Origin of the sequence: Pseudomonas sp. OIL-1, from assembly GCF_010669185.1 — a bacterium.
GTDB classification, from domain to species: domain Bacteria; phylum Pseudomonadota; class Gammaproteobacteria; order Pseudomonadales; family Pseudomonadaceae; genus Halopseudomonas; species Halopseudomonas profundi.
This window is the reverse complement of sequence record NZ_CP048629.1, coordinates 890,331-903,158: the sequence shown is the minus strand read 5'-3', so window position 1 is coordinate 903,158 and position 12,828 is coordinate 890,331. Positions and strand designations below refer to the sequence as shown.

Here is a 12,828-nt window from a genome sequence, read left to right as displayed (position 1 = left end):
GGGAAAAGAGAGGAGTCGGTGCCGGCCGGCGTACAGAAGGGAGCACCGGAAAAGCGGACCGCGTATTGTACGGGCTAAACCCGATGAGTAACAGGCCGGGCCGATGAGCGCGCATGGCGGCTCGACTCGGGCAGGGGTCAGAGCACTATGCCGATGCCGCCGCACCCGAGAACGACCAGCCATGACGGTAGTTTGCAGCCGGTCAACGCAGTCAACGCAAGCAGTGCCAGGGCAAAATCCGCCGGGCTGTGGATAGCGCTGGTCCATACCGGATCGTACAGCGCCGCCAGCAACAGGCCAACCACCGCCGCGTTTATGCCCATCAGCGCAGCCTGCGCGCGCGGCTGGGTGCGCAGGGCTTCCCAGAACGGCAGTGCGCCAGCGATCAACAAAAACGATGGCAGAAATATCGCAAGCAGGGCAATCACGCCGCCAGGCCAGCCGCTGGGCGCATGGTTCATTGCAGCGCCGAGAAAGCCCGCGAATGTGAATAGCGGTCCGGGAACGGCCTGCGCAGCGCCATAGCCGGCAAGAAAGGTTTCGCCATCAACCCAGCCGGTCGGCACGACCTCCGCTTGCAGCAGGGGCAGCACGACATGGCCACCGCCAAAGACCAGCGACCCGCTGCGATAGAAGGCATCCACGAGCGCCAGGCTTTGCGATGGAATCGCCCCGGCAAGCACCGGCAACCCGAGCAAAAGCAGCCCGAAAAGCGAAAGCCAGAGGGTGCCTGCGCCTCGACTCAACATGACCGGTAAGGTCTCATGCTTTGTATTTACCGCCGGCTTGAACAGCAGCGTACCAATGATTGCTGCCAGTACGATCACCGCTATCTGGCTGAGCGGACTGTTTACCAGCAGTACCAGGCAGGTCGCCACCGCCATCATGCTGACCCGCTGCCTATCCGGGCACAGATTGCGGCCCATGCCCCAGACCGCCTGAGCCACCACCGCCACGGCAGCTATCTTCAGTCCGTCCAGCATGCCGCCAGGTACAGTCTCGCCCCACTCACTCAGCCCCAGCGCAAAGGCGATCAGTAACAGCGCCGAGGGCAATGTGAAGCCGCACCAGGCAGCGAACATGCCCGGGTAACCGCCACGCATCAACCCCAGCGCCATGCCCACCTGGCTGCTGGCCGGGCCCGGAAGGAACTGACACAGGGCAACCACGTCAGCGTAGCTTTTTTCGCTGAGCCAGCGACGCCGGATGACGAACGCTTCGCGGAAATAACCGAGATGCGCCACCGGCCCGCCGAAAGAGGTCAGCCCCAGACGCAAAAATATTACGAAAATCTGCCAACTCCGTTCCGGTCGCTGGCGGGTTTCTCCAAGCATGCGTAGCCCCACAATGGTTAGTCGTGTGCCGCGTCCCGGCATCCCATCGCTCGCTCCCCGGCACCTGCGCTTTTGGATAAGCGCGGGTATCCGGATCGTGCAGCGGCTTGACCATGCGGTTGATGTAAACCCGCATACGCCTGTTTTTCAATTAGCTGTTCGCATTCACGTCGTTATGAGTGGTGGCAAACCGGGCCAGCGCCTGTTCCATGATGTGCGCCTGTTCGGTTATCGACTCGCTGGCTACGGCGTTTTGCGTAACCTGTACAGCGCTTTGGCCTAGCAGTTGGCTGAAGCTGCTGATGCGTTCATTGATACCTGCGACAGCGACGGTCTGTTGCTCGATAGCAGTCGCGATTTCGCTGGTTTTTCCGCCCAGCTCATGCATTCCATCGGTAATGGCCCGAAATGCCTTGAGAATGCCGCCGGCATGGGTCACTGCGGTTTCGCTTTCCGTCAGACTCTGGTTCATCATCGTTGCGGCCTGCCGGGCGGTGCGTTGTAAATCGCTGACCTGGCCGGCGATTTCCGCTGCGGACTGTTGCGAGCGGCGGGCCAGGTTGCGGACCTCGTCGGCGACGACCGCGAAGCCTCGGCCATTCTCGCCAGCCCGAGCCGCCTCGATGGAGGCATTCAGTGCAAGCAGGTTGGTCTGCTCGGCAATCGCGCCGAGTATGTCGAGGATGTTGGTGATTTGCGCGCTGTCCTGCTCAAGCTGCTGCACCGCAGCCGACGTATCGCGAGCGGTGTTGGCTAGAACGTGCAGCGAGGCGATATTGGTCTCGACCAGGCGAGCACCTTCTTCGACCTGCTGTTGCGCCAAGGCTGCGATACGTTCGCCGTGGCTGCAGTTACGGCTGACGTCCTGCATCGAATATTCCATTTCGTCTATTGCCCCGGCGAATTGCGTAACGTGCGTTTGTTGCTGGTTCAATGAGCTGGCCGCCTCGCGACTGTTGATCGATAGCTGAGCAGAGGCGCTGGCGACCAACTCGCTGCTATGGCGGATCTGCTGGTTGAGCTGCTGAAAGCCTTCAAGCATTTCATTGAATACGTGCCCGGCCTGATTGATCTCATCGTTCCCGGTTTGCCTGAAGCGAGCGGACATATCCTTGGTGTCACGTACGTGTTGCAGCGTGTGGGTGAGCGCTTCGATGGGGCGCATGATGGCGCGCATCAAGGTCCAGGCCACTGCCAGGAAGGCGAGAACAATCGCTGCGGTCAGACCCAGCTCCAGGGTGCGAAAATGCACTTCACGCTGCTGCATAACCTGCTGGTTGGTCTGTAGCAAGCGATCGACTTCTGTGCGGAAGAGGTCCAGGGACGCGTTCAATGCGGCCCGGACACCCTTGGAATCATCAATCCCGAGTTGTTCGGTAACCAGCACCAGGTTCATGAAATGGTTTTTATATTGATCAAACAGACCTTGCAGCAGGGGCTGGTTGGCCGGATCGTCAGCACTGAAGTCGCGTGTCAGGTAACGCTTGATCTGCTTGTGCGTTTTCAGGAAGCGAGAAGACTGCGCGAGATCGCCATCGAGACGGAACCGTAACAGCGGGGCTGCCAACAGCTCGCTCTTACTGATCAGCTCAGCGTCAAACTCCTGCTCGGTGACAACGGCGATCTGGCCAGAGACGTGGTCCAGCTCGCCAAGCAGGCCATCCCCCGGCTCGAAACCGATCCGCTCCCAATAGCTCCGCATATGTTCGAAATGCCCACCGATCTCCGTCTGATACCGGATCAGACGGCCTATTTCCGCCTCGGCTTCAATCAGCCCCACGTCCTCCTGCAGAGCCTGCAGAACTGGCCAGCCGGCATCCAGTTCAAGCAGCGATTGCTCGATCCGCTCGCCCAGGGCGGTGGATGGATCCCTGGCGAAAGCCGCGAGATCGGCTTCCAGACTGGCCATGTTTAACGCTGTTTTGCTGAGGTGCTGTTCGAGGCGCTGGAACCCGCGCTCGAGATGTTTGATATACAGCCCGCAAGCGTATAACAAGCAAATGCCAGCCAGCCCGAGGCATACCAGCATTATCGTTTTTCGCCTGATCGTCATCCTGTCCCCTGACCGCTGATTGAGATGCAGTCGGGATGGCGGCATTATGCCGCCATCCCCAGCCGGGGCAGTCTAGGAAGGCGTTATGACAGAGTGATGACCGACGGAGCGATCCGGTGTCAGGTGAGGTTGACCGACCCCATGGTTTGCCGGGAAAAATGGTAATCGCACAGATCAACCAGGGTCAGTTGATCCGGTGGCTCCCATCCGGCAATGCTGCTACCGGGGGTATAGCTATCAACGGTAACGCCAAGGTTTGCGATTGGCGCATCCACAGCTTCGGTGGACGGGTAGAACGGACCGCTTTCAAGCAAGCCTCTGAACACGACGCTGGCTTTGTTGAAGTCGCCGCGGCTGAGAAGTTTCAGTGCGATCTTGCACTGGTGAAGAACCGATATCACCACCCGGCGGGGGCGGTAGTATTTGCGCGCCACGAAAACTTCGTTACGCACGTAATGGCGATGGTATTTAACCCGGTTGGGATTACGCTCGGCCATGATATCGATCGCCCCGTTTTCCTGGCGCAGATGTACCACCTTACTGCTTCCCACGACAAATCCGGGGGCATGTTCAGTGATGCGCAAGGTGTATTCGGTATCCTCGCCCCAGATGAACATCGAGGCGATCGGCAGCCCGTAAGTGGCCAGCGTACGCCGCGGAACCAGGATGGAGACGAAGGTGGCTCGGCGCACGGGTGCGATGCCGTGCTCAAGCGTCAGGGGCCAGTTTTCATAGGCGATACGGTTGGGGCGCTGGTCAATGCTCGGGGCGTTGGTTACCAGGCCGTGCTCGGTATAGGCGGTGGACAGCAGGAAGGCGGGTTCAATTGCCTTTTCGGCAAGTAACCTGTCGGCCTTGAGCAGCTGCTCCAGGGCATCTTCAGCGGGAATGACGTCATCATCCATCATCCACACCTGATCGGTGCCGCTCTGATATGCAAGGCGAAACCCTGCATTGAAACCTCCCGAGGCGCCAATGTTCTCGGAGAGACGGTGTATCGTCACATTGGGCAGGGACAGCTGACGAAGCATTTGCTCTGTGCCATCAGTGCTCGCATTATCGACGACTATAATCTCGTCACAGGGCCGGGACTGGCGACTGACCGCATCAAGGCACTGGCTCAGGAGGTCTTTCCGGTTGTACGTCAGAATTACCGCGGTGATCTTCATTTTCTTACCTCCCTATGAGTGCTGCGTGCAGAACGTGACGTCCTATCCTGGTGGCCACTTACCACCGACTGCCGATCTAGAATACCCACCGTTGTTGGCGGGCCGGAGTCTGTACCAATGGGTTGTCGGTCATGCGCAATGCAGGTGTAGCTGCTTCAACAGGCGCTTGAGACTGCCATTCAAAGCCGCTGACATTGGTGCCATGGTAGCTTGGGACCGCTGCTTCGGCCTGGTCGATATTGTTCTGAAAAATGAGCATCAACGCGGCTCCAAGCACGAGAGCAATTGCTGGTGAGACAAGCGAAGCCGGGCGATATTCCATTTTCGAAACTCCTTTGGTCGGATTTGTTAGTTTTATGCGCCCATAACTTTTGCAAGCCTCGTACCAAGTAGTGGTAAGTCATTTTGTGCTTATTTATCAATAAGATAGACGAAGTGCCAGGCGTTAGGAGTATTGCATTTTGCACGATGGCCAGCGAATGGCCGTGCATTTGGCATGATTCGACTAGCGCGTCTGTGAGCTGTCGCACACTTGAGACGATTTATCTGGAGGCGAGAATTGAGATTCAGACATTGAAGAAGTGAGAGCGGCGGGAAGGCTTAGCGTCGAAGCAGGGAAAAACGGAGGCCGTGGCCTCCGTTTATGGTTGCGTTAGCTACGGCCGCCACCATGGCTATTCTGGCCGCCTTTCTTGCCGGCTTCTGAAGCCTTTTCGCGATCGTTTGCAAAGTTGCCACCGCTGTTGTGGCCGCCTTTTTTCCCTGCTTCCGACGCTTTCTCTCGATCGTTTGCAAAGTTGCCTGGGTTCTTATTGGTAGTCATGTGTCAATCTCCTCACTTGGTGTCAGGGACATACACGAACGACCGGATATCGATCGCTCTTGCAGAATTCGACCCTTGCCTCGATTGAAGTTCCTGTTTTTGAAAGCAAAGCTAATTCCAATTCGTCGTTAAAATTCTTCTTGAAATAGCTGAATGGGAGTAGATACAAGCAGTGGCATGATCGAACGTCTGGTCAGATCCATCCGTGATGAGCGCAGCATGCGGCTGCAGCGCGAAGTCGAGGAGAAACGCTTTCGGCATCGAACTGAAACTTCAGAGCGGCGAGTATTCTCGCTGGGTCAGCATTTTACCTAATAGCTTCGGAGAAGGCCGCTTGCCGGGCGTAGCCAATGATGTAACCGAGCGACAGCTGGCCGCTCACGCCGCTGAGCACATGGCCGTTACCGACCTGCTCACCGGTGTCGGCAACCGTCGCGGCCTGATGAAGCGGCTCGATCAGTCGATGCGGATCGTCGAAAGCGATCCGGGCTACAGCTGTGGTCTGGTCATGCTCGACCTCGACAGGTTCAAGCAGGCCAACGATACCTACGGCCACGCAGTTGGGGATAAGGTCCTGCAGCACGTTGCGTCGCTGCTGACCGAGCTGGGCCGTCAGTCAGATTATGTCGCCCGGCTCGGCGGCGACGAGTTCGTGGTGCTTCTGGAGGGCACGGCGCGGCGGGAAGGTATCGAGCGGGTTCTTGATCGATTCCTGCAGCGAGTCAATGAACCTATCAGAATCGAATCCGGGGTCGAGGTCAGCATTGGCGCCAGCCTCGGCGTGGCCATTCTGAACCGACATGCACAATCCGCTGAGGACCTGCTGCAGCGCGCCGATAGCGCGATGTATCAGGCAAAACACTCCGGTCGCAACTGTTACCGTTTTCACAACGGCTGAAATGCCGTCGCGTGGACCAGGCAGAAAACGCTCAGCCGGGCGCGTGTGCCCTAAAAACGCCTGGTCTGCTGAATGGTTGTGAACTTTCCAGAGGGCTTCCTTTCGTAGTTGGTGAGGGCGGTATGACGCTCGGAAAACAACCGAGGCGGTACCGTATCCCTTTGATATTTAGGTGATATTGCACTTGTCTAGAGGAGAGTTGTATGTCCAGTAAAGACAACATGAGCACAAGCCAGGCCGGTCAGAAGGGCGGTCAGAAAACCTCGCAAACCCACGACAAGGAATTCTATCAGGACATCGGTAGCAAGGGCGGCCAGAACAGCGGCGGCAACTTTGCCAACGACCCTGAGCGCGCCTCTGAGGCTGGCAGCAAAGGCGGCCAGAACAGCGGAGGTAACTTCGCCAACGACCCGGAACGGGCGTCGGAAGCGGGCAGCAAAGGCGGTCAGAACAGTGGCGGCAACTTCGCCAATGACCGCGAAAAAGCATCCGAAGCCGGACGCAAAGGTGGCCAGAACAGCCACAGCGGCGGCCGCAATAGCTGATGCGGACAGGCGGGGGCACAGGCTCCCGCCTTCTTTTTATCTATTGATAACGGAGGCAATCATGACCCGAGGCCTAGGGGGCGACTCCCCGGCAAACGTAAGCACCTATCTGAAAGGTATCGATTTCCCTGCCAGCCGGGACCAGCAGAACGGGGCTGAGCGGGACGTGCTGGACCAGATGCCCGAACAGCAATACGACAACATGGCAGATGTTATGAAAGGTTACGGCGAGGTGAACTAAGCTGAGTAAAATCACCAGACCCGAGGATCGCCATGACGTCATATGTCGTTCATTTCACCGGCCCGATCAACTCATCGACTACCGGACAGCTCATCAGGAAATGCTCGGACGCGGTCAATAGCGAAGCATCCGAGCTGATCGTCAAAATTGCCACAATGGGTGGTGAGTGCAGCTACGGATTTTCGCTGTACAACTTTTTGATGTCTTTGCCCATTCCAGTGCATACCCATAATCTGGGGACGGTCGAATCCATGGGCAACATTATTTATCTCGCGGGCGAGCGTCGCACTGCCTGTAAACACAGCAAGTTCCTGTTTCATCCTTTTCACTGGACCTTGCATGGTTCGGTCGATCATTCGCGCATGTCGGAATATGCCATGAGCCTGGATTACGACCTTCAGATGTATGCGGATATCGTCCGCGAACGGACCGAGGATGTCGGCGACTCGCTGGATACCCTCAGTTATCTGACCGCAGCACCGCGTATCCTCAATCCGAGCGAGGCGATAGCGACCGGACTGGTCCATGAGGTCGACGAGCTGACAGCGCCGCGGGGCGCGACGATCTGTTGTATCCACGCCTGATTGAGTCGCTTCGAGCCACAGCAAGCCAGGGGTCCGGCTGAATGAGCCATGGCCGGCAACCAGGAGCGGACTCTCGGGGCATGACCATTCGATCTGGATGTCGCAGACTCCCAGCTGATCGGCAGAACATTTATCCAGACCCGGAGTCGCAGAATATATAGCCGTCAATCAGCGCGGCCGAGTACTGCCATGGCAAGGAGCGCCCACGATCGGAGACACCCCATGATCCAGTCCAGGCGTATCACCAGGTTCGGTTTACCCATCGCGCTCATTTTTGGGTTGTTGACTGTTTCTGGCTGTAGTGACTCAAACTCCAGCCCGGCAACGGCTTCGCAGGGTGATGGCCATGGCGGGGCGCAGGTTCAGGTCGAGCATCCCAGCGAACATCTGCGGGTGACGGAATTTCCGGGCGGTCTGGTCGCGGCGGATCTCTCCAGGTGGCGCGAACAGGTCCCCGATGTGAAAGACATCGAGATACCCGCCTCGGCTGATGGCGCTTCGCAGAAGGCGCTGTTTTATGACTCCGGTTCGGATCAGGAGAAACCGCTGCTGCTGGTGCTGCATAGCTGGAGCACAGACTATCTGCAGAATATCGATATCCCCATCGCGCAATTTGCGGTCGCCAACGATTGGGTGTTCATGCATCCGGATTTCCGCGGTCAGAATGACGGCCGGCCCGAGTCCACCGCCTCTGACCTGGTGATGTCCGACATGCAGGATGCCCTCGATTATGCGCGCGAGAACGCCAATATCGATCCGCAGCGGATCTACCTGCTGGGTTATTCAGGCGGGGCTATGAATGCCATGCATCTGGCCAGCCGTCATCCGGACGTGTTTGCCGGGGTGTCGTTATGGGTGCCGGTATATGACCTGATTGCCTGGTATCAGTGGAACGACTCGCAGGGCGCGAAATACGCCGGCGAAATTGCCGGTGCCTGCGGTGGCGAGCCGGAGCAAGGCACCGATGCCTATGCCGAGTGCCTGGAACGCAGCCCGCGGTCGCGATTACAGGACGTGCGCGGTGAATTCCCGGTTCATATCGCGCATGGCCTGGGCGATGAGACCGTTCCGCCGGAGCAGGCATTGCGCGCCTTCAATGATCTGGCCAAGGAGGATGACCGGATCGCACCCGACCTGATCGAACAGCTGAACGCCGAGCGCAGCATCCCCGAGGCGCTGAGCGAGCGTTCGATTCATCAGGACGGCGACTATCCCCGGTTCGAAGAAGCAAACGCGAACGTGGTGTTACATCTTCAGTCGGGCCCGGCCGATCTGGTGATCTTTGAGGGGGAGCACGACATGCTCTATCGTCCGGGTCTCGATTGGCTGGCGCGCCAGCACAAGTGATAAGGCCAGCTTCCATGCGCAGTTTTTTCAATCCGATCCGTACAGCCTTGCTGGTGCTCAGCCTGATGACAGTGGGCATTCTGACAATCACCTGGCCAACCGACGCCGCTGCCCAGCAGGACTGGTCGACGGCGGCGGGGCCGGTAGAGGGTGAGCCCCGTATCATCGGGCATCACGGCGGTGCCTGCCTGATCGGCGCGCAGCAGCTGCCCGAGCAAGGCACGGGCTATCAGGCAGTCGATCTCGAGCGGCGTCGCCATTATGGGCACCCCTCGCTGCTTGATTACATTCAGGCTCTCGGCGAGCGGGTGGATGAGGAAGGCTTCGGCCCGATACTGGTGGGCGATATGGCGCAGCCGCGAGGCGGTCCCATGTCCTATGGGCATGTCAGTCATCAAAGCGGCCTGGATGTGGATATCTGGTTCCGGCTTGATTTGCCGGCGCTGGAACCTGGTCGCCGCGAGATGCTGGAACAGCCCATCCTGGTCGATCCGGAGACCGGCAGAATGGACCCTGAGCGCTGGACCGACAGGCACGCCGAGCTGATTCACCTTGCCGCGCTTGATGACCGTGTGGCGCGCATTTTTGTCGATGCCGCCGTCAAGCGGGATCTGTGTGAGCGCAACTGGGAAGACCGAAGCTGGCTGCGCAGGATCCGGCCATGGCCCGCGCATGACGAGCATCTGCATGTCCGTCTGCGTTGCCCTGCGGGTTCGCCGGAATGCGTCGATCAGCCTGCACCGCCGCCAGGAGAAGGCTGCGATAACATTCAGCCAACCCCCCGACTGGCGCGCGAATCCAGTCCGCGCCGCACTGTACCGGCAGCCTGTGAGGCCGTACTTGAGCAATAGCACGGTGCCAGAACGAGACAAGATGCTGCGTGGCGAACTCTATGATCCGCTGTCGCCGGAGCTGGTAGCCGCGCGGAACCGGGCGCGGCTACTCACCAGAGCATTCAACCATACCAGTGATAGCGAGCAGGCCGAGCGTGACCGGCTGCTCCGTGAGCTGGTGCCTGACTGCGGTAGCGATGTGACGATTGAGTCGCCCTTTTTATGTGATTACGGCGATAACATCACGCTCGGGGACAAGGTCTTCTTCAATTTCAATTGTGTGATTCTGGATGTGGCGCGCGTCGTTATTGGCTCGAACGTGCTGTTTGGGCCGGGCGTGCAGGTGTATGCCGCAACTCACCCGATGAGCGCAGCACAGCGGCGCACCGGACTTGAGTCAGGCAAACCAGTCACCATTGGCGATGACGTCTGGGTTGGCGGCGGCGCTGTTATCTGTCCGGGCGTAACTGTGGGTGCCGGTACCGTAATCGGCGCGGGCAGCGTGGTGACCCGCGACATACCGGCTGAGGTGTTTGCCGCGGGCAATCCATGCCGGGTGATCAAGGCCATTGCGGATTGAGCTGTTTAAATGGGCCTATCCAGACGTCGCTGCGAGCGTCTACGCGTCGCCAGGAAAACCGCCATAATCACACCACCGACCACCAGGAAGAACAGTATATTGAATATAGGCAGGGGCTCGTCCCGGGTGGTGGTGGCCTCGATGTCAGTGATGTTCGGAAATGTCGAGAACATCTGTAGCCGCCAGCCGTAATAGCGAATCAGCGCCAGCTGATTGCTGTTCCGCGAAAAATCCTGAGCGCGGGCTTGCACATCGGCGGAGTCGAACTTGAAATACCAGGGGAAGCCCCAGCCGGTATCTTCGTTACGGTACACCCGCACCTTGTTGCTGTCGGGATCCGCGGTATTGATGAAGTACATGTCGCGAGTAGGCCCTTCAGCCGGATTCTCGGCGTTGACCACGCCGTCATCATCGACCCGTTTGACCTCAACGCCGGTGACATGCACAACGTCATGTTTTGGCAGTATGTAATGCAGGCCCAGCGCCGCGCTGATAACCAGGAACGCGATGACAACTATGCCCAACCGCTTGATCCATCTCATCCGTCTACTCCGATCACTGCTTCTGAATATTCACGAGTGTAGAGGATAGGCGCAGGGTGAAGGCTAAAGGTTCCACGAAGTAGGCCATTTAGCCTGATTAGCGGCCAGGTCAGCGCATCAACAGCAGAACTATGACCATGAGTAAAACGGCTGAGATCCACTGCCAGACCAGCACAGGATTGCGTTTGATCAAAGGTGGGCGGGCGCGATTGGCCAGCTCGCGGCTGGGACGGCGCAGCTCGAAGACGAACTCCGATAGCTCTGTGTAACGCTTGTTGGGGCTAGGCTGCAGCGCTTTTCTCACTACCTCGTCGAGCCAGGCGGGAATCTCCCGGTTGTCGTCCAGCACTGACTGGTATTTCAGCTTGTTCTGCGCGGCGCGCGTACGACACTTGGCCACTTCCGCACCATAGGGCAGTTTGCCAGTGAGCATCTGATAGGTAATCACGGCCAGCGAAAACATATCTGAAAGCGGCGTGCCGCTCTCGCCCAGGAAGTATTCGGGAGCGGTGTACTGGGCTGTTCCGAGAATGTCGTTGTGTTGCACCGCTGCGGTGATCTCTGCCAGACCGGCCACCTTGGCGGAGCCAAAGTCGATGATCTTCACTGTGCCGCTGCTGTCGATCATGATGTTTTCGGGGCGCAGATCCTGATGCAGCATCTCCGCTCGATGAAAGGCCTGCAGCCCTTTGGCGATCTGCTCGACAATGCCGCGAACGGTTTCGACATCCGGCGTCGGGTTATCGAGCATCCATTGGGCCAACGTCTGCCCTTCGATGTATTCGGTAAGGGTATACAGATAATTGCGCGGCCGATTGATCGGACAGGGCTTGAGTACGTGGTTGCTGCGGATGCGGCGGGCAATCCACTCTTCCGTCAGAAAGCGTTCCAGATAGGCTGAATCGTCCTGTAGATCAGTAGACGGGGTTTTCAGAACGATAAACCCGGGTTCCTGTTCGTCCTCGGCCAGATATACATGGCTGCGACTGCTGGCATGCACTTCACGGATAATCCGGTAGCCATCAAACACCTCCCCCGGCTGCAGGATGGGCGGTGGCGGCAGTTCGGTCAGTCGTTGATGCAACTCATCGGCGGCCTGATCCGGCAACTCTTCGATACGTATGATCTGCGCCGTGAGATTGTCGTCGCTGCCTTGCTCAAGCGCTTCTTCAACCATGCGCTGGGCGGCCAGGTCCAGATCCAGGGGGGTCGCCGCGATGGCAGCGAGCATGAAGCGACTGCTGGCATGCTCGTACACACCATCGGTGAGCAGCATGAAGGTGTCGCCAACTTCAACTTGCAGGGTGCGGTAGTCGATATCCAGCCAGGCATCAATGCCCAGAGCGCGGCTCAGGTAACTCTTGTCCGCCGATACCCGCATCCGGTGATCTTCAGTGAGCTGTTCCAGCGCGTTGCCCTGTACACGGTAAATGCGGGCATCGCCGACGTGGAAGAGGTGTGCCGTGCGCGATTTCACTACCATGGCGCTGAAGGTGCACACATATCCGCGGTCGAGATCGTAGCGGTATTGGCTCTGCCGGGTCTGGGCGTACAGCCAGGAGTTGGTGGCAGCCAGAACGCGCTGCACGGATTTTTTCACTGACCAGGTTTCGGCGGTGCAGTAGTAGTCTTCGAGAAAACTCGCGACCGCTGACTGGCTGGCAATATGGCTGACATCGCTGCTGCTGATGCCGTCTGCCAGCGCAATGGCGATGCCCTTGGAGCTGAGCAGCGGCTCGCAGGGTATGCACAGCCCGTGAAAATCCTGATTGGTCTGCTTGCGGCCCTTGTCGGAGTACTGGCCGACGGCAATGCGCAAATGACCAGGCCCGGGGGCCTGATCACGGCCCAGCCGCAGACACGACTGGGTTACTCCCAC

Annotated in this window: 15 protein-coding genes and 1 pseudogene; 8 read left to right on the top strand and 8 right to left on the bottom strand. The window is 58.6% G+C overall.

The features are described 5' to 3' along the window. Positions 1-137: 137 nt before the first annotated feature. From chrA to G3M63_RS04095, 6 genes and pseudogenes are all read right to left on the bottom strand, one after another. On the bottom strand, positions 138-1,334 hold the full coding sequence (chrA, locus tag G3M63_RS04115; RefSeq protein ID WP_163981938.1) for a chromate efflux transporter: 1,197 nt from the start codon (positions 1,332-1,334) through the stop codon (positions 138-140). Between the two features lie 151 nt (positions 1,335-1,485). Further along, entirely contained in the window at positions 1,486-2,376 is an 891-nt protein-coding gene (locus G3M63_RS19700; protein WP_371923573.1) for a methyl-accepting chemotaxis protein, read from the bottom strand. After that, a pseudogene (locus G3M63_RS19695) lies at positions 2,377-2,511 on the bottom strand (HAMP domain-containing protein); the annotation flags it as partial. 995 nt (positions 2,512-3,506) lie between these two features. Further along, positions 3,507-4,556, bottom strand: coding sequence for a glycosyltransferase family 2 protein (locus G3M63_RS04105; protein WP_163981936.1), 1,050 nt, complete (start codon positions 4,554-4,556; stop codon positions 3,507-3,509). A 76-nt stretch (positions 4,557-4,632) separates the two neighbouring features. Further along, positions 4,633-4,878, bottom strand: coding sequence for a hypothetical protein (locus G3M63_RS04100; RefSeq protein ID WP_150299862.1), 246 nt, complete (start codon positions 4,876-4,878; stop codon positions 4,633-4,635). Between the two features lie 330 nt (positions 4,879-5,208). After that, positions 5,209-5,379, bottom strand: coding sequence for a general stress protein (locus G3M63_RS04095; RefSeq protein ID WP_150299861.1), 171 nt, complete (start codon positions 5,377-5,379; stop codon positions 5,209-5,211). 153 nt (positions 5,380-5,532) lie between these two features. On the opposite strand from G3M63_RS04095, the gene G3M63_RS04090 reads away from it, so the two are divergent. From G3M63_RS04090 to G3M63_RS04055, 8 genes are all read left to right on the top strand, one after another. Further along, positions 5,533-5,694, top strand: coding sequence for a hypothetical protein (locus G3M63_RS04090; protein WP_163981935.1), 162 nt, complete (start codon positions 5,533-5,535; stop codon positions 5,692-5,694). A gap of 19 nt (positions 5,695-5,713) precedes the next feature. Beyond that, positions 5,714-6,277, top strand: a complete 564-nt coding sequence (locus tag G3M63_RS04085; protein ID WP_163981934.1) for a GGDEF domain-containing protein — start codon at positions 5,714-5,716, stop codon at positions 6,275-6,277. A gap of 203 nt (positions 6,278-6,480) precedes the next feature. Beyond that, a complete protein-coding gene (locus G3M63_RS04080) occupies positions 6,481-6,822 on the top strand; it encodes a general stress protein (protein WP_150299859.1) in 342 nt (113 codons plus the stop codon). Between the two features lie 61 nt (positions 6,823-6,883). Next, entirely contained in the window at positions 6,884-7,063 is a 180-nt protein-coding gene (locus G3M63_RS04075; RefSeq protein WP_163981933.1) for a DUF2795 domain-containing protein, read from the top strand. Positions 7,064-7,095: 32 nt separating this feature from the next. Beyond that, entirely contained in the window at positions 7,096-7,647 is a 552-nt protein-coding gene (locus tag G3M63_RS04070; RefSeq protein WP_150299858.1) for an ATP-dependent Clp protease proteolytic subunit, read from the top strand. Positions 7,648-7,869: 222 nt separating this feature from the next. Further along, on the top strand, positions 7,870-8,994 hold the full coding sequence (locus G3M63_RS04065; protein ID WP_218573653.1) for a S9 family peptidase: 1,125 nt from the start codon (positions 7,870-7,872) through the stop codon (positions 8,992-8,994). A 14-nt stretch (positions 8,995-9,008) separates the two neighbouring features. Continuing rightward, positions 9,009-9,845: a penicillin-insensitive murein endopeptidase gene (gene mepA, locus G3M63_RS04060; protein ID WP_163981931.1), complete on the top strand. Its 837-nt coding sequence runs from the start codon at positions 9,009-9,011 to the stop codon at positions 9,843-9,845. Then, the gene (locus G3M63_RS04055) at positions 9,835-10,407 is read left to right on the top strand and encodes a sugar O-acetyltransferase (RefSeq protein WP_256669935.1); all 573 of its coding nucleotides are present in this window, start codon (positions 9,835-9,837) and stop codon (positions 10,405-10,407) included. The genes mepA and G3M63_RS04055 overlap by 11 nt, the downstream gene beginning before the upstream one ends. Before the next feature lie 5 nt (positions 10,408-10,412). On the opposite strand, the gene G3M63_RS04050 is transcribed toward G3M63_RS04055, so the two are convergent. Both G3M63_RS04050 and G3M63_RS04045 read right to left on the bottom strand, forming a co-directional pair. Further along, positions 10,413-10,949, bottom strand: coding sequence for a DUF1523 family protein (locus G3M63_RS04050; RefSeq protein ID WP_163981930.1), 537 nt, complete (start codon positions 10,947-10,949; stop codon positions 10,413-10,415). A gap of 109 nt (positions 10,950-11,058) precedes the next feature. Then, a complete protein-coding gene (locus G3M63_RS04045; RefSeq protein ID WP_256669934.1) occupies positions 11,059-12,828 on the bottom strand; it encodes a bifunctional protein-serine/threonine kinase/phosphatase in 1,770 nt (589 codons plus the stop codon).

Bases quoted from the DNA above. Each gene is read 5' to 3' on its own strand.
- G3M63_RS04070 (WP_150299858.1), top strand. From the start codon at position 7,096: ATGACGTCATATGTCGTTCATTTCACCGGCCCGATCAACTCATCGACT.
- G3M63_RS04065 (WP_218573653.1), top strand. From the start codon at position 7,870: ATGATCCAGTCCAGGCGTATCACCAGGTTCGGTTTACCCATCGCGCTC.
- G3M63_RS04095 (WP_150299861.1), bottom strand. From the start codon at position 5,379: ATGACTACCAATAAGAACCCAGGCAACTTTGCAAACGATCGAGAGAAA.
- chrA (WP_163981938.1), bottom strand. From the start codon at position 1,334: ATGCTTGGAGAAACCCGCCAGCGACCGGAACGGAGTTGGCAGATTTTC.
- G3M63_RS04050 (WP_163981930.1), bottom strand. From the start codon at position 10,949: ATGAGATGGATCAAGCGGTTGGGCATAGTTGTCATCGCGTTCCTGGTT.
- G3M63_RS04105 (WP_163981936.1), bottom strand. From the start codon at position 4,556: ATGAAGATCACCGCGGTAATTCTGACGTACAACCGGAAAGACCTCCTG.
- G3M63_RS04090 (WP_163981935.1), top strand. From the start codon at position 5,533: ATGGGAGTAGATACAAGCAGTGGCATGATCGAACGTCTGGTCAGATCC.
- G3M63_RS19700 (WP_371923573.1), bottom strand. From the start codon at position 2,376: ATGCTTGAAGGCTTTCAGCAGCTCAACCAGCAGATCCGCCATAGCAGC.
- mepA (WP_163981931.1), top strand. From the start codon at position 9,009: ATGCGCAGTTTTTTCAATCCGATCCGTACAGCCTTGCTGGTGCTCAGC.
- G3M63_RS04075 (WP_163981933.1), top strand. From the start codon at position 6,884: ATGACCCGAGGCCTAGGGGGCGACTCCCCGGCAAACGTAAGCACCTAT.
- G3M63_RS04100 (WP_150299862.1), bottom strand. From the start codon at position 4,878: ATGGAATATCGCCCGGCTTCGCTTGTCTCACCAGCAATTGCTCTCGTG.
- G3M63_RS04080 (WP_150299859.1), top strand. From the start codon at position 6,481: ATGTCCAGTAAAGACAACATGAGCACAAGCCAGGCCGGTCAGAAGGGC.